The sequence below is a fragment of the Pseudaquidulcibacter saccharophilus genome (assembly GCF_019455445.1).
GTDB classification, from domain to species: domain Bacteria; phylum Pseudomonadota; class Alphaproteobacteria; order Caulobacterales; family Aquidulcibacteraceae; genus Pseudaquidulcibacter; species Pseudaquidulcibacter saccharophilus.
The window spans coordinates 397,344-415,551 of sequence record NZ_JAHWUS010000002.1; the positions used below are offsets into that span (position 1 = coordinate 397,344).

The 18,208-nt window shown below is 39.8% G+C and carries 18 protein-coding genes and 1 tRNA gene; 9 read left to right on the forward strand and 10 right to left on the reverse strand.

Annotation, left to right across the window (positions count from 1 at the left end; all coding sequences use genetic code 11):
- Position 1: 1 nt before the first annotated feature.
- The 6 genes from KXV15_RS07630 to KXV15_RS07655 all read left to right on the forward strand — a co-directional run bounded on the left by KXV15_RS07630 (position 2) and on the right by KXV15_RS07655 (position 4,022).
- On the forward strand, positions 2-598 hold the full coding sequence (locus tag KXV15_RS07630; RefSeq protein WP_240007576.1) for an anthranilate synthase component II: 597 nt from the start codon (positions 2-4) through the stop codon (positions 596-598).
- Entirely contained in the window at positions 588-1,607 is a 1,020-nt protein-coding gene (gene trpD, locus KXV15_RS07635; RefSeq protein WP_240007577.1) for an anthranilate phosphoribosyltransferase, read from the forward strand. Before KXV15_RS07630 ends, trpD begins: the two co-directional genes overlap by 11 nt.
- 1 nt (position 1,608) lies before the next feature.
- The gene (gene trpC / locus KXV15_RS07640) at positions 1,609-2,397 is read left to right on the forward strand and encodes an indole-3-glycerol phosphate synthase TrpC (protein ID WP_240007768.1); all 789 of its coding nucleotides are present in this window, start codon (positions 1,609-1,611) and stop codon (positions 2,395-2,397) included.
- An 8-nt stretch (positions 2,398-2,405) separates the two neighbouring features.
- Complete coding sequence (locus tag KXV15_RS07645) at positions 2,406-2,864, forward strand: RidA family protein (RefSeq protein WP_240007578.1); 459 nt, start codon at positions 2,406-2,408, stop codon at positions 2,862-2,864.
- A gap of 62 nt (positions 2,865-2,926) precedes the next feature.
- Positions 2,927-3,310: a CidA/LrgA family protein gene (locus tag KXV15_RS07650; RefSeq protein ID WP_240007579.1), complete on the forward strand. Its 384-nt coding sequence runs from the start codon at positions 2,927-2,929 to the stop codon at positions 3,308-3,310.
- On the forward strand, positions 3,303-4,022 hold the full coding sequence (locus tag KXV15_RS07655; RefSeq protein WP_240007580.1) for an LrgB family protein: 720 nt from the start codon (positions 3,303-3,305) through the stop codon (positions 4,020-4,022). Before KXV15_RS07650 ends, KXV15_RS07655 begins: the two co-directional genes overlap by 8 nt.
- On the opposite strand, the gene KXV15_RS07660 is transcribed toward KXV15_RS07655, so the two are convergent.
- Positions 4,019-5,683, reverse strand: a complete 1,665-nt coding sequence (locus tag KXV15_RS07660; RefSeq protein ID WP_240007581.1) for an NAD+ synthase — start codon at positions 5,681-5,683, stop codon at positions 4,019-4,021. The two genes, KXV15_RS07655 and KXV15_RS07660, sit on opposite strands and share 4 nt — an antisense overlap.
- A 121-nt stretch (positions 5,684-5,804) precedes the next feature.
- On the opposite strand from KXV15_RS07660, the gene KXV15_RS07665 reads away from it, so the two are divergent.
- Positions 5,805-6,695 carry a cobalamin biosynthesis protein CbiG gene (locus tag KXV15_RS07665; RefSeq protein WP_240007582.1) on the forward strand — a complete coding sequence of 297 codons (891 nt, stop codon included), beginning with the start codon at positions 5,805-5,807 and terminating at the stop codon, positions 6,693-6,695.
- Here the strand turns inward: KXV15_RS07665 and KXV15_RS07670 are convergent.
- The 4 genes from KXV15_RS07670 to KXV15_RS07685 form a co-directional block, all read right to left on the reverse strand.
- Positions 6,692-7,588, reverse strand: coding sequence for a transglycosylase SLT domain-containing protein (locus KXV15_RS07670; RefSeq protein ID WP_240007583.1), 897 nt, complete (start codon positions 7,586-7,588; stop codon positions 6,692-6,694). The two genes, KXV15_RS07665 and KXV15_RS07670, sit on opposite strands and share 4 nt — an antisense overlap.
- A 56-nt stretch (positions 7,589-7,644) precedes the next feature.
- Positions 7,645-8,673 carry an NAD(P)/FAD-dependent oxidoreductase gene (locus tag KXV15_RS07675; protein ID WP_240007584.1) on the reverse strand — a complete coding sequence of 343 codons (1,029 nt, stop codon included), beginning with the start codon at positions 8,671-8,673 and terminating at the stop codon, positions 7,645-7,647.
- Positions 8,674-8,704: 31 nt separating this feature from the next.
- Positions 8,705-8,781, reverse strand: a tRNA-His gene (locus tag KXV15_RS07680).
- A gap of 83 nt (positions 8,782-8,864) precedes the next feature.
- The gene (locus KXV15_RS07685) at positions 8,865-9,692 is read right to left on the reverse strand and encodes a M48 family metallopeptidase (RefSeq protein ID WP_240007585.1); all 828 of its coding nucleotides are present in this window, start codon (positions 9,690-9,692) and stop codon (positions 8,865-8,867) included.
- A 130-nt stretch (positions 9,693-9,822) separates the two neighbouring features.
- Here KXV15_RS07685 and KXV15_RS07690 point away from each other — a divergent pair, with 130 nt between their 5' ends.
- Positions 9,823-10,389, forward strand: coding sequence for a beta/gamma crystallin-related protein (locus tag KXV15_RS07690; protein ID WP_240007586.1), 567 nt, complete (start codon positions 9,823-9,825; stop codon positions 10,387-10,389).
- Positions 10,390-10,434: 45 nt separating this feature from the next.
- Here KXV15_RS07690 and KXV15_RS07695 read toward each other — a convergent pair whose 3' ends face one another.
- Together KXV15_RS07695 and KXV15_RS07700 are read right to left on the reverse strand one after the other, a co-directional pair.
- Positions 10,435-12,903, reverse strand: a complete 2,469-nt coding sequence (locus KXV15_RS07695) for a TonB-dependent receptor plug domain-containing protein (protein WP_240007587.1) — start codon at positions 12,901-12,903, stop codon at positions 10,435-10,437.
- Between the two features lie 166 nt (positions 12,904-13,069).
- Positions 13,070-13,861: an enoyl-CoA hydratase-related protein gene (locus KXV15_RS07700; protein ID WP_240007588.1), complete on the reverse strand. Its 792-nt coding sequence runs from the start codon at positions 13,859-13,861 to the stop codon at positions 13,070-13,072.
- Between the two features lie 221 nt (positions 13,862-14,082).
- Here KXV15_RS07700 and KXV15_RS07705 point away from each other — a divergent pair, with 221 nt between their 5' ends.
- Positions 14,083-14,631, forward strand: a complete 549-nt coding sequence (locus KXV15_RS07705; protein WP_240007589.1) for a c-type cytochrome — start codon at positions 14,083-14,085, stop codon at positions 14,629-14,631.
- Positions 14,632-14,687: 56 nt separating this feature from the next.
- Here KXV15_RS07705 and rodA read toward each other — a convergent pair whose 3' ends face one another.
- From rodA to KXV15_RS07720, 3 genes are read right to left on the reverse strand one after another with little or no spacing between them, the layout of a single operon-like run.
- On the reverse strand, positions 14,688-15,839 hold the full coding sequence (rodA, locus tag KXV15_RS07710; protein WP_240007590.1) for a rod shape-determining protein RodA: 1,152 nt from the start codon (positions 15,837-15,839) through the stop codon (positions 14,688-14,690).
- Entirely contained in the window at positions 15,839-17,725 is a 1,887-nt protein-coding gene (mrdA, locus tag KXV15_RS07715; protein WP_240007591.1) for a penicillin-binding protein 2, read from the reverse strand. Before mrdA ends, rodA begins: the two co-directional genes overlap by 1 nt.
- Positions 17,718-18,206, reverse strand: coding sequence for a hypothetical protein (locus tag KXV15_RS07720; RefSeq protein ID WP_240007592.1), 489 nt, complete (start codon positions 18,204-18,206; stop codon positions 17,718-17,720). Before KXV15_RS07720 ends, mrdA begins: the two co-directional genes overlap by 8 nt.
- Positions 18,207-18,208: the final 2 nt, after the last annotated feature.

An 18,208-nucleotide genomic window follows, 5' to 3' on the forward strand; every position in this document is an offset into this window, starting at 1 on the left:
AATGAGCATTAAATTACTTCTTATCGATAATTATGACAGCTTTACCTATAACCTCGTTCATTATTTAGAGGAATTGGGTGCAGAAGTTACAGTAATGCGCAATGACGCAATGAGCGCAGAGGAGTTCCTTGCGCTCAGGTTTGATGCAATTGTTCTCTCACCTGGTCCAAAGTCACCTAAAGAAGCTGGCGTTTGTATTGATGTGGTTGCCAAAGCACCACCGAAATTACCAATCCTTGGGGTTTGTTTGGGACATCAAACGATTGGCGAAGTTATGGGGGGTGAGGTTTTATCAGCAAAAGCAATCATTCATGGTAAAACTTCAATGATTGAAAATAATGGCAAAGGACTTTTTGAAGGTTTGCCAAAGTGTTTCAATGTTACCCGTTATCATTCTCTCGCAATAGAACCTTCTACTCTACCTGATGTTCTTGAGGCTGACGCAAAAACTGCGGATGGTGAGATTATGGCAATTCATCATAAAAATAGACCGATTTATGGCGTTCAATTCCACCCTGAATCAATCGCGTCCGAATATGGTCATGAAATGCTTGATAACTTTTTGAAAATTGCGGAACATTTTAAAAATGCCGATTAATGTTAAACCAATACTTACTGAACTAGCGCTTGTAAGGCCGATTACCAAAGATGAAATGCGCGATGTATTTGAGGCAATTTTAGAAGCTGAAGTTACTCCTGCCCAAATTGGTGCGTTCCTAATGGGGCTTGAGGTTGCCAAGGTAAATGCAACAGATACATTGGTTGCCGGTGCATCTGCAATGCGTTCAAAAATGATTAAGCTTGATGTTCCTTTTGAAACAATTGATGTTTGTGGAACTGGTGGTGATGGTGCGCACTCATTAAATATTTCAACCGCGACTTCATTTGTTGTTGCGGCAACGGGTACAAAGGTTGCCAAGCACGGTAATCGTTCAATGTCCTCTATTTGCGGCGCAGCAGATGTATTAGAGGCATTAGGAGTAAAGCTTACCTCTGACCCTAAAATTCAATTAAAAGCTCTTGAGGATGCAAATCTGGCCTTTTTCTTCGCGCCAAATTATCACCCAAAACTTGCTTATGTCGGTCCATTGCGGCGCGAGCTAGGTTTTGGAACAGCGTTTAATATTATGGGGCCATTATGTAATCCTACGCTTGCATCAAAACAATTGATGGGGGTTTACCGACCTGAGTTGCTGGTTGCTGTTGCGGAAACTTTACGTGAGCTTGGTTCAAAAGCTGTTTGGATTATTCACGGACTTGGTGGTCTTGATGAGGCTGTTTTACATGGTCCAACGGATGTAGTTGAGCTAAAAAATGGCAAATTACGCGAATTTACAATAAACCCATCTGATTGTGGGTTGGCAAATTCACCACTTGAAACCTTGAAAGGTGGCGACGCCAATTTTAATGCGAATGCATTAATGAATTTATTGCGCGGTGAAAAATCTGAATATCGTGATGCGGTAATTTTGAATTCTGCTTGTGCTTTGGTGATGGCTGACGTTGCAAATGATTTAAAAACGGCTGCGGAGGTTGCGGCCAACGCAATTGATAGTGGCAAGGCAATGGAAGTCTTAAATACGTTAAAGGTAATTACTAATGAGTAATATTCCAGACATACTAGCCAAAATTGTTGATTACAAAAAGACCGAAGTGGCAGAATTATTATCAAATACAACAATCGCGGATCTTGAAAATAAGGCAAAAGAACAAAAACCGACACGTGGTTTTTTAAACGCGCTTGAAGTGGCTGCAAAAACCAAGCCTGCTTTGATTGCAGAAATCAAAAAAGCCAGCCCATCAAAAGGTTTGATCCGTGAAGATTTTAATCCGCCAGAGCTTGCAAAAGCATATGAATTGGGCGGTGCGGCCTGCCTTTCAATTCTTACTGATAAACCGTCATTTCAAGGGGACAATCAATATCTGATTGATGCACGCGCACAAGTATCTCTTCCTGTTATCCGCAAAGACTTCATGATAGATGTTGCACAAGTAGTTGAGGCACGCGCAATTGGGGCCGACGCGATTTTGATTATTATGGCCTGTACAGATGATGTATTGGCAAAGGAATTATTTGAAACCGCAACCGCATTGGGCATGGATAGTTTAATTGAAACCCATGACATGGAGGAAATGGAACGCGCATTAAAAATTGGTGGGCGTTTAATTGGGGTCAATAACCGCAATTTGCGGACTTTTGAAACCCGGCTTGAAACAACCGAAGAACTTTCCAAGATGGTTGATGAAAATGTCTTTTTGGTTGCTGAAAGCGGGATATTTACCCATAATGAACTTAAACGCCTTCAAAATTGTGGTGCAAAAGGATTTTTAGTCGGTGAAAGCCTTATGCGTAAAACCGACGTAACAAACGCCACAAAAGAATTATTGTTTGGATAGGAAATAACATGTCAAAAATTGATGAGCGCCTAAAAGAATTAGGTATCGAATTACCAAACCCACCTGCCCCTGTGGCTTCATATGTTCCATTCGTGCAAACTGGAACCCAAGTTTTGATTTCTGGGCAAATTTCAATTTCTGCAGATGGTGGCATCAAAGGTAAGTTGGGTGATCTTACTTTGGAAGAAGGTCAAGCGGCTGCAAAGCTTTGTGCATTAAACCTTTTGGCACAATTGAAAGCAGCTTGTGGTGGCGATTTGGACCGTGTGGTTCGCGTTGTTAAACTTGGTGGTTTTGTTAATGTGAAACCTGATTTTTCGGCAATTCCTGCGGTTATAAATGGTTGCTCTGACGTTATGGTCGAAGTTTTTGGTGAAAAAGGCAAACATGCGCGTTCTGCGGTTGGGGTTGCCAATCTTCCGCTTGACTTTGCGGTCGAAGTTGATGGGATTTTTGAAATCGCATAAATTGGTCTGACCAAAATTGTAATAATATTGAAATTGCAAAGTGATGGGAATAATATTTCAAAATGAAAATTATCCTCTCCTTTGCAATTTTGCTTTTATACCAATTAATTGGAAATTTCATCCAAGATTTGTTCCATCTTCCCATTCCTGGAACTGTTATAGGGATGGTTTTATTATTTTTTAGCCTTATTTTAACAAGGCGTCGTTTTCGCCATACGCATACCAATCCTTTTATTCACTTTTCACTAAAATTATTGCGAATAATGCCAATTTTATATGTACCTGCTGGCGTGGGTATAATGCAATATTTTGGTATTATTGGTTCTCAAAGTATTCCGATAATTGGCACATTGGTGCTTTCAGCATTACTTTCTATGGTTTTTACAGCCTATTTTATGACGTTTCTTTTGAAGAAATTAGAAAAAAGTGGGGCAAGCCATGACTAATGCATTGCATAATCTTTTTACTTCCCCGATATTTTTCCTTACTCTAACTATGCTTTTATATGCAGGCTTTGAAAAGCTATTTATAAAAGCGAACTTCAACCCTTTGGTAAATCCAGTAATGCTGACCATTGCTTTTGTAGTTGGGTTTTTGATGATTTTTAATATTGATTATCAAACCTATTTTCAAAATGTAGGTTTGTTAAACTTCCTGCTTGGCCCTGCAACCGTTGCCTTGGCAATACCGTTGTATCGATCTTATGAGGAAATTAAGAAAGCAAGCCATGTCATTGTTATTACGCTAATAATTGGTTCTTTATTTGCAATCATAAGCGCGGTTAGTTTTGCTTATTTTCTTGGTGGTTCAAAAGAGGTTGTTCTATCATTTGCACCACGTTCTGCTACATCGCCAATTGCAATTGGGATATCGCAGGAAATTGGCGGTATCCCGTCTCTAACTGCTGCATTAGTTATTATTACCGGTATTTTTTGTGCCATGAGTTCGACAATTATTTTTAATATCTTGGGCATCAAAGATAAGCGAGCGCGTGGTTTTGCCACTGGGCTTGTTGGGCATGGTATTGGAACAGCACATAAAATGCGCCAAAGCGAACAAGCGGGCGCTTTTGCAGGGCTTGCAATGGCACTTAATGGTGTTGCAACGGCAATATTGGTGCCGTTAGTAGTACCTATTATAATGAAATTAATGCATTAAAACTTATCACGGTATTTATTAGTAATTGGATATCGTCTATCGCGGCCAAAGTTCTTGTGCCCAATTTTTACACCTGGTGGTGCTTGTCGGCGTTTGTATTCGGCAAGATACAACAGATTTTGCACACGTTTTACTGTTTCGGGCGCATAGCCAAGCGCAAGAATATCCTCAACTTCATCTTCAAGCTCAATGAAATGGTAAAGCATATCGTCTAGCTCTTCATATGGTGGCAAGCTATCTTGATCTTTTTGGTTTTCACGTAATTCAGCAGATGGTGGCTTATCAATGATATTTTGAGGAATAACAATGCCTTTGGGACCGAGGCCTATTTTACATGTATTTTTATTACGCCAATCTGAAAGTTTGAAAACTTCGGTCTTATAAATATCTTTGAGGCAATTATAACCGCCGCACATGTCACCATAAAGCGTTGCGTAGCCAACCGCCATTTCTGATTTATTGCCAGTGGTTAAAACCATGTGTCCATATTTGTTTGATAGTGCCATCAAAATTACGGCCCGTGTGCGGCTTTGGATGTTTTCTTCTGTTATGTCAGGTTTATAACCAGTGAATTGAGGTGCAAGGGCATTATTAAATTCGCCAACCATACCTTCAATCGGGACAATCTCATAACGCACCCCTAATGCGTTTGCGCAATCTTCGGCATCGCCAAGGCTCTCGCCAGAAGTATATTTTGAAGGCATCATTACGCATATTACACGTTCGGCACCCAATGCATCGACCGCCATTGCAGCAGAAATCGCGCTATCAATACCACCTGAAAGCCCTAATAAAACACCTGGAAAGCGATTTTTATTAATATAATCACGCAATGAAAGCACTGTTGCACAATAATCTTGTTCAATATCAGTTATTGCAATCGCGTCAGACGCCGTTTTCAAATTCCAAATGCCGTTTTCAATTTCCCAATCACTTATGCCAACATTTTCTTCAAATTGAGCTATATGGAAACGCGCATTTTTGTTTTGATCAATTATAAAGCTGCCGCCATCGAAACATAATTCATCCTGACCACCTAATTGGTTTAGATAAAGCAATGGAATATTATTTTCTTTTACCCGTTCCTGTGCAACGGTCATACGGCGCGCTACTGCACCGCGGCGATAAGGTGACCCATTCGCCACCAAAAGCACCCCTGCCCCATTTTCTGTTAGTTTATTGCAAACCTTTGGGAACCATATATCTTCGCAAATCGGCAACCCAATTTTTAACCCCTTATAATCAACAGGATAAAAATTGTTGCCGGAAACAAATACACGTTTTTCATCGAAAACATCATAATTTGGTAATTCGTGTTTAAATCGGTATTCAACACGCCCCTCATTGATAAATGCAACAGCATTATAAAGGTTATTACCTTCGCGCACTGGTGAGCCAATTATTACCGCAGGGCCATTAACAAATTCATTGGCAATAGTTTGAATTGCCGCCATACAATCAATTACCGCAGCCGGTTTCAATACCAAATCTTCTGGCGGGTAGCCAACAATGAATAATTCAGTAAACATAACAATATCTGCATTTGCGGAAATTGCTTGTTCAATATATTTTCGTGCTATTCCAACGTTGCCTTCAATATCGCCGACAATCGGGTTGGCTTGAACGCTATAAATACGGCATGTTTGTTTTTGTATTTTCATAATTCCATTTAGCCAAAATTTAGAAAAAGTCGAACCTTCTATTACATTAGATGTTAATTAGGTGAAAAGAAATTCCATTTCCATAATAAAATAAGTTATAATCGAAACTTGAGGAGAAAATATGAGCCGCATATTCGATAATTATATTATGGTTGATTGGTCAGCAGCATCGAAACCCAATACGGGTAATGATTCTATTTGGATTGGGGTTTTTAAACGTGACGTACGCCTACAGTTGCGCTTTGAATATTTTAATCCTCCAACAAGAATTGCAGCTTATGAAAAATTGCTTGAGCTATTGCAGGCCTTCGCAAAGCGTGATGATAAAACTCTTTTGGGGTTTGATTTTGGACTTGGGTATCCACAAGGAACAGCAAAGGCTTTAAAACTTGAAGGAACGCCACAAAAAGCAATTTATGATTTTTTATCGCGCGAAATAAAGGACAAGCCAGATAATTCAAATAATCGCTTTTCTGTTGCGGCAATGATGAACCGCATTATATCTGGAACGGCATTTCCATTTTGGGGTTGTCCGCCACGTGATGTATTGAAAACTTTACAGCCTAAAAAGACAGTTCCACACACCAATGATACTTTGGCAGAAATGAGAATTTGTGATTTGGCGGCAAAAGCAACAAGTCCAGTTTGGAAATTATATTCTCCTGGTTCGGTTGGCTCGCAAACTTTAACCGGTATTCCTTATGTTAATAAAATTTTGAAAGAGATATCAGGCGCAAAGCTTTTCCCTTTCGATATTGGTTTTAAGGCTATTGATAAGGGTGATTTAGATGATGTTAGTGTTGTTATAACCGAAATATATCCATCTATGCTAAAAACAAAAGCTATTGATGGCGAAACCAAAGATTTAACCCAAGTTCGGGCAATCGGTGAGTATTTTGCCACACTTGATGACAATGATAAGCTTGGCGCACTGTTTGGCGGCCTTGCAAAAATTGATGAAAATCAAAAATTAGCTATTGAGAGCGAAGAAGGCTGGGTTTTAGGTTTTTAGGCATCATCTTTATTAGGTGATAAAATGCTTACCAATGATTGGCTTTCAAACATGGATTGTAACATCTGCAATGCTTGGTATTGTTTATTGTCGTCCGCAGCTTGATACATTTGTGCCATCATTAATGGGTTTTGTGAAAATGAGCTTTTCTTGTCGGCATCATTATTCAAAATCCCAAGCGTTGCATCAACATTTGCAAGCTCAAGCGCAGAAAGAAATTTATTATCTAAATCGCTTTTATCATAGCTTGCCAATTCTATTTTATCGTTTGGCGATATTCCTTGGGTTGCGGTTGAACGCAAATTTTCAAGCAGCTCAACAACGCTAAGTGCGCGCCCATTCTTGTAAAATATTGACTTATTTGCACTAGCGGCAGTTGGAAATAGATTTGCCGCGATTACTTGTGGGTTGTTTTTTGCATTGTTAATTAAATCTGATGCACCCTTTGCGCCGAGAAAGTGTGCAGCATATAAATCGCCAGCTTGCGCATCTTGTCCGGTATAGTTTTTAATTACTCGTGCATTATCTGATGCATATTCGGCAGCCATAATTGAAGAAAATTTAGGGTCATAACGCAAATCTAAGATGCGTTTTCTGGCGTCATTATTGCCAATATAAGCCTTGCCATTTGCATCTGTGTTAATCATGGCGGCTTCATTCATTAACCCATGTTTAGCGCCATGTTTCTTAACTGTTTTAAGCCAAGTCTGATCCAAAAATTGAAATAAGCCTTTGGCAGATGATGTACGGGCTCGTGCTTTTGGGTTTAATGAAGATTCGCGCTTTGCTGTTGCCAATAAAAAGGCAAAATCGACACCAGTCTTATTACTTGCCTGTGCGATTGCTTCGCGAATTGGCACTTGGTTACTATTTTTGTTTGGGCTTATATCCATGGTTCATCCACATTCTGTGTTAGGATGAACAAGTAGCTGATTTGGTTAAAATTGCTTTAAAAGCGTTTATATGAATAGGTTAAAGGGTCATTATTAATTGACTCAATAACATATTTTCCAATCATAGGCGCAAAAAGCCAGCCATTACGATAGGCACCGGTTGCAAGGAAAATACCTTCTATTGAAGACTGCCCTAAAATTGGCATTTCATCGGTTGTATTTGGTCTTAGGCCTGCACGCGTATTAATAATTTCTTTGCCTACTAATGATGGATATAGTCTACAAGCGTTGTTATAAAGCGTGTCGATATCTTCCTGATTAGTTGACCAATCATCATTATTATTTTGCGATGTTGCACCAACAATTGTTTTTCCTGCACGTGACATAATATAGGTTGAATGATAACGAATTGACCCATCCGCAGGTGCAGGGCAGTCAATTTCAATTACTTGTCCACGTGTTGGGAAAAGATGGTTTAATTCGGGTAGAGATTCTTTTAATTGATGGCTTTGATAACCAGCAGCAACAATAATTATTTCAGAATTATAATTACCTACCTTGCCGAAAATCTTACCTTTTTCTAATGCTAAAACTTCATCATATATAATTGTTCCACCCAAATTTTTAAACAAGTTCAACATTTGTGGGTAAACAACCATAGGGTTCAACAACCCATCAGATGCCAATTTCAACGCTGCATTTGTTTTTAGTCCATTTGGTATTTCAATAAAATCAAAATCATAACCAAAAACACGTGATGCAATTTTTTGTTTTTCAAGAAATTCAATTTCTTCAGGGGTTTCACCTAATGACAGAGCATTTGGGCTAATGGCAATATTCAGATTTTTTGCAAAACCATCCCATAATTTTCGTGCTGTGAATGCAAAATCTGAAAACTCTTGAGTTGATTGGCATAAACACTCATAAGCAGGTGCAAGCATTCCACCCGCCGCAAGGCCAGCAATATGTGCAACTTCTGAACTTTCAGTGATAATTTTTACATTATAGCCCGCTTCAAGGGCAAATATTCCACAACTAAGGCCAACGGGCCCCGCACCAATGATATGTATTTCAGGCTTTGTCACATTAGACGCCTTTTAAAGGAATATTCAAAGATGGTACCGTGAAGTGGATTCGAACCACTGACCTCTAGTGCCACAAACTAGCGTTCTAACCAACTGAACTATCACGGCGCATCTTGAGCAAGCGGGACTAGCCGATTTTTATTTTTACGACAAGCCCCACATGACATAAATCAATGATGTTTTTCAGAAAACTAGACAGTATAGCCCATTTTCCGCAATTCTTCAGTAAGTCTCGCGATACGTGTCTCTTCACTTGGGTGTGTAGATAGGAATTCAGGAGGCTTGTTTTTATTGGCTTCTGCCATTCTTTGCCACAAACGAATTGATTGACGCGGGTCATAGCCGGCATTTTTCATATATCTTAGGCCAATGATATCAGCTTCTGATTCTTGCGAGCGTGAAAATGGCATTAAAACGCCATATTGAACCCCAAGACCAAGTGCTTGTGCGATGTCTTGTTGTGCGCCTGTGCTAAGTTTTGTTTGCCCTAAGCCAATTTGGGCAACACCCATTCCAATCTGTGCAGCAACAGTTTGTGACATGCGCTCAGCAGCATGACGACCAGATACGTGGCCAGTTTCATGCCCAAGAACACAAGCAAGTTGGTCATCATTTTCAACTAGATCAAGAAGGCCTTTATATACGCCAACCTTGCCACCGGGTAAAACAAATGCGTTGATGGTTTTATCGTCAAATACTTGATATTCCCACTGTGCATTTTGAATATTTGAAACCGCCGCAATTTTTTGACCTACTTTAGTGACACGATTAATCATTTTCTGGTCTTTTACAACCGGAGTTTTTTGTTTTACATCGATCCATGCAGAAGCGGAAAGTTGCACTAATTGTGCATCATCAACCAGCATAAGTTGGCTTCTTCCCGTCTCAGCGTTAGTTGCACAACCTGAAACGAGTACTAACGAACCTGTAGCAAGCCCCATTACCATTTCACGTCTTGATAGACCGTTGCGTGAGTCTTCTGGTTTTTCGTGGTGATTTAGTCCACAGCTACATGTCATATTGCTTCTCCATAATTTGTTTTAATACTTCCCTCGCCTATAATTTAATATTATTGAAAATAAGTGCAACAATATATTCATCTGGCGTAAATAATAGCTGTAATAACGTTGCATATATTTGGAGGGTAACATGAAAGTTAAAACCAACACTCTTATTATTTCAGCGGCTTTAATCAGTGCAACCTTGTTTAATTCTGCTTATGCAGATGATTTTCGTCAAGGGGGTCGCCGCCAACCACAATTAGTATTATTTGCTGGAAAAGACTTTCGTGGCGAAAGTGTCGTTATTAATCGTGATAACCCAGATTTACGTTCAATAAATTTTGATGAAAAAGCGTGGTCATTGGTTGCAACTGGAAAATGGGAAGTGTGCCTTGATCCTAATTATGGTGTAAGATGCCGCACTTATGAAGGGCGTGTTGACCACCTTGAATCATTCAAGGGACGTGTATCATCTGTGCGCTTTGTTGGATGGGGTGATAATGATGGTTATGGAACTAGACCAGATTATCCTCGACCAGATTATCCAAGGTTTAATGGAACAAGGGGTTCAGCAACAACCTTTTACGCCGGTACTATTAATGGATATGACGCAAATAAATCGTCCGCTGACGCATTCTGTCGTGCCCAAGGTAATAACTATTCAGTATATTACGATGGTTATGGGCGAACATTACAAGACGTTCTTTGTAAATAAAAAAAGGGCGGGAAATTCCCGCCCTTTTCTATAATCAATTATGTATTACCAGCTATAAGAAACACGGCCATAGATGTAACGACCATTATGCCCGAATGGTCCATATGTTGAGAATGGTGTGTTTGATGTGCTGTTTACAGCATATGGGGTTTTGGTTGGGTATTCATCAGTGATGTTTTCAGCACCCAAAGCCAATTTAACTGATTTGGTAATTTGATAACGACCCTCTAGGTCGATAACAACTTTTGGCTCCAAAACAACGTCAAATGCAGCAGTTGAACCTGGTGATAATACTTCACCATAACGTGTTGCACGTAATGTTGCGCCAAATTTATCCAAGGTCCAATCTGTATTCAATGAATACTTATCTTTTGGTGTACCTTTTTCAAAGGTTAGTACGTTTACGCGTGAGAACAAGCCAGTTGATGAAATTCCCAATGACGCCAATTCAGGAGTAGTTGGAGTTTTCGTAACTTTAGTGTCATTGAAGTTTGCGCTGAAGGTAAAGTTGAATTTACCAAAATTATCAGTCGCATACGGCGCGCTTACAATTAAATCTAGGCCTTTGGTTTCAGTATCAACACCATTGATAAAGAAACGACCGCCACCTACACCAATAAAGCCTTGGCTAATTAGATAGTTACGCACTTGTGTTTGAGTAAGGTTCTCAGAAAGAACGATACGGTCTTTTAAGTTGATTTGATAAGCATCAACAGTTGCACTAATGCGTCCAAATCTAGCAACAGCACCCAAAGCATAGTTTACAGATTTCTCAGCTTTAAGAGGTTTTGCGCCAAGTGCTTTTGCAACATCGCTATCAGGCTGGAATGTAGTGATTTCATAGCCAACGCCGTTGATAAAGTTTGTTGATGTCGCGGTAAAGCCAATTTGTTGCAATGAAGGCGCACGGAAACCGTTTTGTACTGATGCACGAATTGCGAAATTAGGTGAGAAGTCATAACGAGTAGCAAGTTTTCCAGTCGCAGTACTTCCAAAACCTTCATAGTTTTCACCGCGAATAGCCGCAGAAACTAACCAAGGTTCGGTGATATTTGTTTCCAAATCAACATAACCAGCAATTGAGTTACGCTCTTTCTTGGTTTCATTTGCAGGAGTAAAGCCAGGGAAAACCTGTGAACCAGAAGGTGTTGGGCTTCCGTTTAATAGTACGCCGCCATTCGCATATGATTCATATTCACCTGCTTTGATTGAATACGCTTCTGAACGTGCTTCAATACCTGTTGATACGTTAAGTGGTTTTGCAAAGCCAACATCATACCCACGGGTACCAGAAAGGTTTACAACCAATTGTGTATAGTCAAAGCCACCGGCATCAAACTCGGTTTTGCTTGCCGCACCAAAAGAGCGGTTCAAAGTGTTTTTGATAGTATAATCAACAGAGTTATAGCCACCAACTAAAGATAAATCCATATCCCAGTCGCCGGCTTTCCACTGCATGCCGCTACCAAAAGAAGCATCTTTAACCAAAGGCGAAATTAACGGTAGGAAGCCATCAGGGTAAATTGAAACTACGTTACGAGAATCGTTAGAGCGGCGGAAATAGCCAGCTGAAAGTGCTTCACGGTTTTGATAAGATGCCCATCCGTACAATTTTGCGCTGTCAGATAAATCATATCCAGCATTTGCAAAGACGGTATATTGATCGATATCAGGGTCACCGTACCATGCATTATAGCGATTGATTGCAACTTCGTTTGCACTAGTTGCTGTTGTACCAGTATATTGTTGTCTCCAATCTGGTGCAGTTCTAACTGTATGCTCTTTATGAGAATAATCAGCGGCAACTGTTAAGAAACCAGCAGTGCCCAAAGGTAAACCAGCCCATGCAGATAGGTTGGTTGATGCGCCATCATGCTTTTTGTATTTTGCTAATTTTGAAACGTCATAAAATGCACCGGCAGAAACAGGCATATAATCTGTATCGACAGTTGTGTTGTATTCGCCATAGCTAGCTGTAACACCGCCACCTGAACTTGCTTGTTTAAGACGAATGTTAACAACGCCGGCAATTGCATCAGAGCCATATTGCGCTGAAGCGCCGTCACGTAATACTTCAACAGTTGAAATGATGCTTGATGGAATTGTATTCAAATCAACGGCAGATGAACCACGACCAATAGAACCATTTAGGTTCACCAAAGAAGATGAATGGCGACGCTTTGAATTTACCAACACTAGGGTTTGGTCTGGTGCAAGTCCGCGTAAAGTTGCAGGACGCACTGAATCTGTACCATCAGTCAAACTAGGGCGTGGAAAGTTTAATGACGGAAGTGAAACCGATAGCGCCTGTGCTAATTCAGATGTACCCTGATTTGTGATTGCACTGCTTGAGATAACATCAACTGGTGCAGCAGTATCAAGTGCAGTTCTTTTTGCTACCCTTGTGCCTGTTACAACTACATTTGTGTCAGAAGCTTCTTGCGCTGCAGCGAAGTCAGTCGCTACAAAACCAGTTCCGAGCGCAATAATAAGCGCCGCATAAGATATTTTCATTTATTTTCCCCTTTAGGCATACTTTAAAAGTATGGGCTGTTATTATAGTTAGAAATCGTTTGTCATAACAATTTCCAACTAATGATTTATATTAGTTTTGACTTAATATCAACTTAATAGGCAAAAACAGTATTGTATTGCGAATTATTTAGGCAAAATAGAATTTTTATTTGAATTTAGGTTTTCTTTTTTCAATAATCGCATTTATTCCTTCGATATGATCTTCAGTTTCATGCAAGATTCCTTGATATGCAGCAGATAAATCCATGATTTCGTCAAAACTAGCGCTCATTCCACGCCTTAATAATGATTTTGAAAGCTTTAGAGCTTGGGAAGGCTGCTCGCTTATAATGCTTGCCATTGCATAGGCGGCATCGTTTAACTCTTCTGGTTCAACAACATCCGCTAAAAATCCCCATTCAAGTGCTTTTTGCGCATCAATTATTTCGCTTGTATAAAGTAGTTGCGATGCACGTGACATACCTAACACCCTTGGGGTTAGCCACGCACCACCATCGCCAGGTATGAGTCCGATTTTTAAAAATGGAATCCCAAAACGCGCACTTGTTGATGCTATTCTTATGTCACTCATTGATGCTATATCGAAGCCTAAACCAACTGCAGGGCCGTTAATTGCAGCAACAATAGGAACTTTAATATCCCAAAAAGATTTAATAATCCTATGAACTTCACGACGATATGCATCCGCAATTTCTGCCGCGCCACCTTTGAAATACCCCGTTTTCTCTTTCATGGCTTTTATATCACCACCTGCGGAAAAGGCTTTTCCTTCGCCTGTTATGATAACTACTTTAATGTCTTCATCTTCATTAATTGTATTTGAGACATTTACAAAATTATCGGCATCACCCTCTTTTCCTACTGCATTTAAAATATCTGGGCGACAAAAAGTTAAACGCGCAATTGCATTTTCTTTTTCAAGTTTAAGTATTTGCATAGTCAATTCCGTAACAGTAAAATTATAAAAACATAATATATCAATTAAATAAACTTAGCTAATTTAATTTTCTAATCCTCACTACAATAGCGCGCGCTTGTGACGCATATTATTAGTTGGACAAAAGGTCTAGTACGCGCAATGCCAGTATCTTTTTTATGATTCTGTGCATATTTGCCTATAAATAAAGGGATACCTAAGTTTTTAAGGGGTTTATAAAAATGAAGTTTTCAAAATATATGATTATTGGTGCTTTGGGTGCAATGCTTGCTCTTGGTGCTTGCGGTAAAAAAGAAGCTGCTACAGAAGCTGAAACTGCTACACCTGCCGCAGAATCTGCTGCACCTGCTGCTGCAACGAATGAAACCGCTGCTGCGCCTGCTGCCGCTCCTGCTGCTGCTGTGATTTCAGATGAAGATAAAGAAGCATTGGCAAAATTGCCTGCACCGTTCAACACTGCTGATTTGGCAAATGGTGCAAAAGTATTCGCACAATGTAAAACTTGCCATACAATGGACAAAGCTGGTAAAAATGGTGTTGGTCCTGATATGTATGGCTTGGTTGGTCGTAAATCAGGAACCAAAGAAGGTTTTGTATATTCAGATGCTATGAAAGCAGCTGGCAAAACTTGGGATTTGCCAACACTTAATGAATATGTAAAAGCGCCTAAAACCTTCATTCCAGGTAACAAAATGGCATTCGTTGGCGTTCCTAACGACAAAAACCGTACAGACGTACTTGCTTATATCGCTGTAAAAAGCAAAGAATAATCCTCGATAATTTCTTTGAAATTAAGATAGCCCCCTGTTTACAGGGGGCTATTTTATTATTTCTTTGCAAAGCCTGAGTTAATTATTTTATCTCGATATACTTTTGCATTCTGCACCAGACCAAGTGCAAACATTACGGAAAGCATCACAGAGCCGCCGTATGAGATAAAGGGCATTGGCATGCCGACAACAGGCATTAAGCCCATAATCATCGCTGCATTAATACTTACATAGATAAACAATAACATTGTAACGCCACCGGAAACCATCTTACCAAAAATGTTTCTTGAAGATGTCGCAATATAAATACCATATGCCATTACGGCAGCGTATAAAACTAACGCTAGGATACCACCAACAAAGCCAAATTCTTCTAATAGCATTGCAAATACAAAGTCTGTATGTCTTTCAGGAAGAAAATCTAGGCGACTTTGCGTTCCGTGCATGAAGCCAGAACCCCAAAACCCACCTGAACCAATTGCAATTTTAGACTGGGTTATTTGATAACCCTGCCCTAATTTATCTAGTTCTGGATTAAGGAAGGTTTCGACCCGTTTTCTTTGAAAATCATGAAGCAAGAAATTATATGCAAAAACAAACAATCCAACAGCGCCAACAATTGCACCGGTAATCCAACGCCAACTAATTCCAGCAAGAACAACCATTACGCCGCCGACCAAGATTACGGTGATTCCTGTTCCAAGGTCCGGTTGTTTCATAATAAGGCCAGCAGGGGCAATAACCATCAAAATAGGAATTATATGATGCTTAATTTTTTCAATATTTTTAACATTTAAATCTTGATAATAGCGCGCCAGTGCAACAACGGCAGTAATTTTCATAAATTCCGATGGTTGTAATCTTAAGGGACCTAATTGAAGCCAACGCTGCGCACCTTTTGATATATCGCCAGCAAGTTCAACCCCAACAAGCAGAACAAAAACAATTATATAAGCCGGATATGCAAGTTGATACCAAACCCTTATATCAATCACTGCAACAGTAAACATTATTGCGGAGAATAAAAAGAACCTGACAATATGGTCAAGCGCCCAAGGTTGCCAACTTCCACCTGCGGCACCATAAAGCAAAATTGTACCGTATGTGGCCAATACAAGTAATACAAACCACATCCCCCATTCAACGCGGCGGAGCTTAGAAAAAATATTGTTTTCAGACAAATCTGAACCAAATGGGAGCAAATCCATTATATTCCCCCCTCACCGTCATCGGTCGCGGCATTTGTCTTTTTGTTATGCGGAACAAAAAATGGCAATGTTGCAGGATCTTTCAAAATTGCGGCTTTTATCACTTCACGACCACGCGGTGCAGCGGCACTTGCACCAAAGCCACCATGTTCAATAATTGTTGCACAAGCGTATTTAGGATTATCAAATGGTCCATAGCAAATAAACAAACTATGGTCACGTAAACGCCATTCTAAAGATGCGTTAGATTTTACACCAGTTGCACGTTCTGCCATTGAAATTCGTCTAACCTGTGCCGTGCCAGTTTTCCCAGCAATTTTAACGCCTTCAATGCCAAGATTGGCAACGGCTGTGCCACCTGCCTCATTTGTAACGCCATACATACCGCGGTGAACAATATCTAAATGCTCTTGACTTATTGGAATATTTTCAAATGGTCTTTTTTGTTCAACACCATCAATTGATTTTATAATATTTGGCTCAATAGCTTTGCCATTAGATGCAATTCTTGAAACCATTATTGCCAATTGTAGAGGTGTGACCGTTACAAGACCCTGACCAATTGACATATTAATTGTATCATAAATTTCCCATTTTTTCTTATAAATTCTCATTTTATCTTCTGGTGATGGGAATGTTCCTTTGGCAACACCAGGAAGACCAATATCATGGTCTTGACCTAAACCAAAACGCCGCGCAGTCTTGACCATGTTTTCAGGTCCCATACGGCGTCCAAGCTCATAGAAATAAACGTCACACGATGTCTTGATTGCATTGACCATATTTAGGCTTCCATGACCACGCCGTGCGGTACAGTGGTAACGGTTTCCACCAATTTCTATAAAACCAGGGCAATTGATATGATCTTCAGCTTTAATAACACCACTTTCTAGCGCCGCAAGCGCCATCATTGGCTTTATTGTCGAGCCGGATGGGTATGCACCACGAATTGCTTTATGATAAAGAGGGTGTCGTTCATTTTCATTTAGCGCTTTATAGTCAGCAGAAGATATTCCATCGATGAATTTATTATTATCAAATGATGGTGATGAAGCAAGTGCAAGAATATCGCCATTATTTACATCAATTAAAACAATTGCACCGCTTTCTTCACCTAACTGGTCATGTGCAACTTGCTGTAACTCGGCATCAATTGTCAAAACAACAGATGCACCAGCTTTGGGGACAAGGTTCGGGTCATATATCTCACGCACTACCTTGCCATGGGCATCAACTTCGGATTTTTGCGCGCCATGAACACCTTTAAGTATATCTTCAAGTGTTTTTTCAATACCTTGGCGACCTACGCGAATTGCAGGGTGTTTTGCCTTTGGATCTTTTTCAATTTCCTTATCATTTGCTTTTGCAACATAGCCAATAATATGGGCAAATGCTTCGCCCATTGGATAGTTACGGCTTTCACCCATTTCAGGATGAACACCTATGAAATTTGCACTATAAAGACTTATCCTTGAATATGCTTCCCAACTTAAATTGCCGGCAATTTGTGTTGAAGTATGTCTTTTTGCTTCTTTAATACCTTGTCTGGCTTGGTTTAATTTGTTTTCATCTAATTGAATTATTGTTGCCACATTGTTTAATGTGCTATCAATTAGATTTTTATCAGGAAATTCGTCAGTTGCTATTAGAACCCTAAAATCACGCCTATTTACCGCAAGTGGGATGCCAAATCTATCATATATCGGGCCGCGTGATGCAGGAATGATTGAATAATTAAACTGGTTGCTAGCTGCTTCTAGACGGTACTCTTTGTTTTCAAAAATTTGCAATTGTGCCATGCGCCCAATAAGCGCCGTAAAGGCAAGCCCGCCAACGCCTGCTAATAAGAATGCGCGCCTTTCAAATTCTTCAGGTATATCACTCATCGGTGCTTTCCCCGAATTTAAAATATTTACCAACAAATGGCGTTAAAGCAAACGTCACAGCGACAGGTAAAAAAGTTGCAAGCACATCAGCGCGATTGCCTATAATTAGGCCAGTCACAAATATTACAAATATCATTATAATTAGACAAATAGCTGCTGACACATAATTTGGTCTCAATTTTATTGCGACAAAGTTTCTAAAAGTAAGGGCAAAAAGATAGGTTAGTATATTTACAACTGCCCAAGTTCCAAAAAATGTCGCAGTTGCCAAATCCTGTACGATGCCCAAAATAAAGCAAAAAAGAACTATTGAAGGATTTATCCATTTATCAAAGTTGGCCAGAATAACCCAAATAATTACATATGGAACAAACGTTCCGAAACGCCACATAGTGAATGGAAAAGTTACAAGTAATGTAACCATTATGGCAATTAAATACACACCAATAATGTGCTTATATGTCTTCGAATTATTTGCCATTT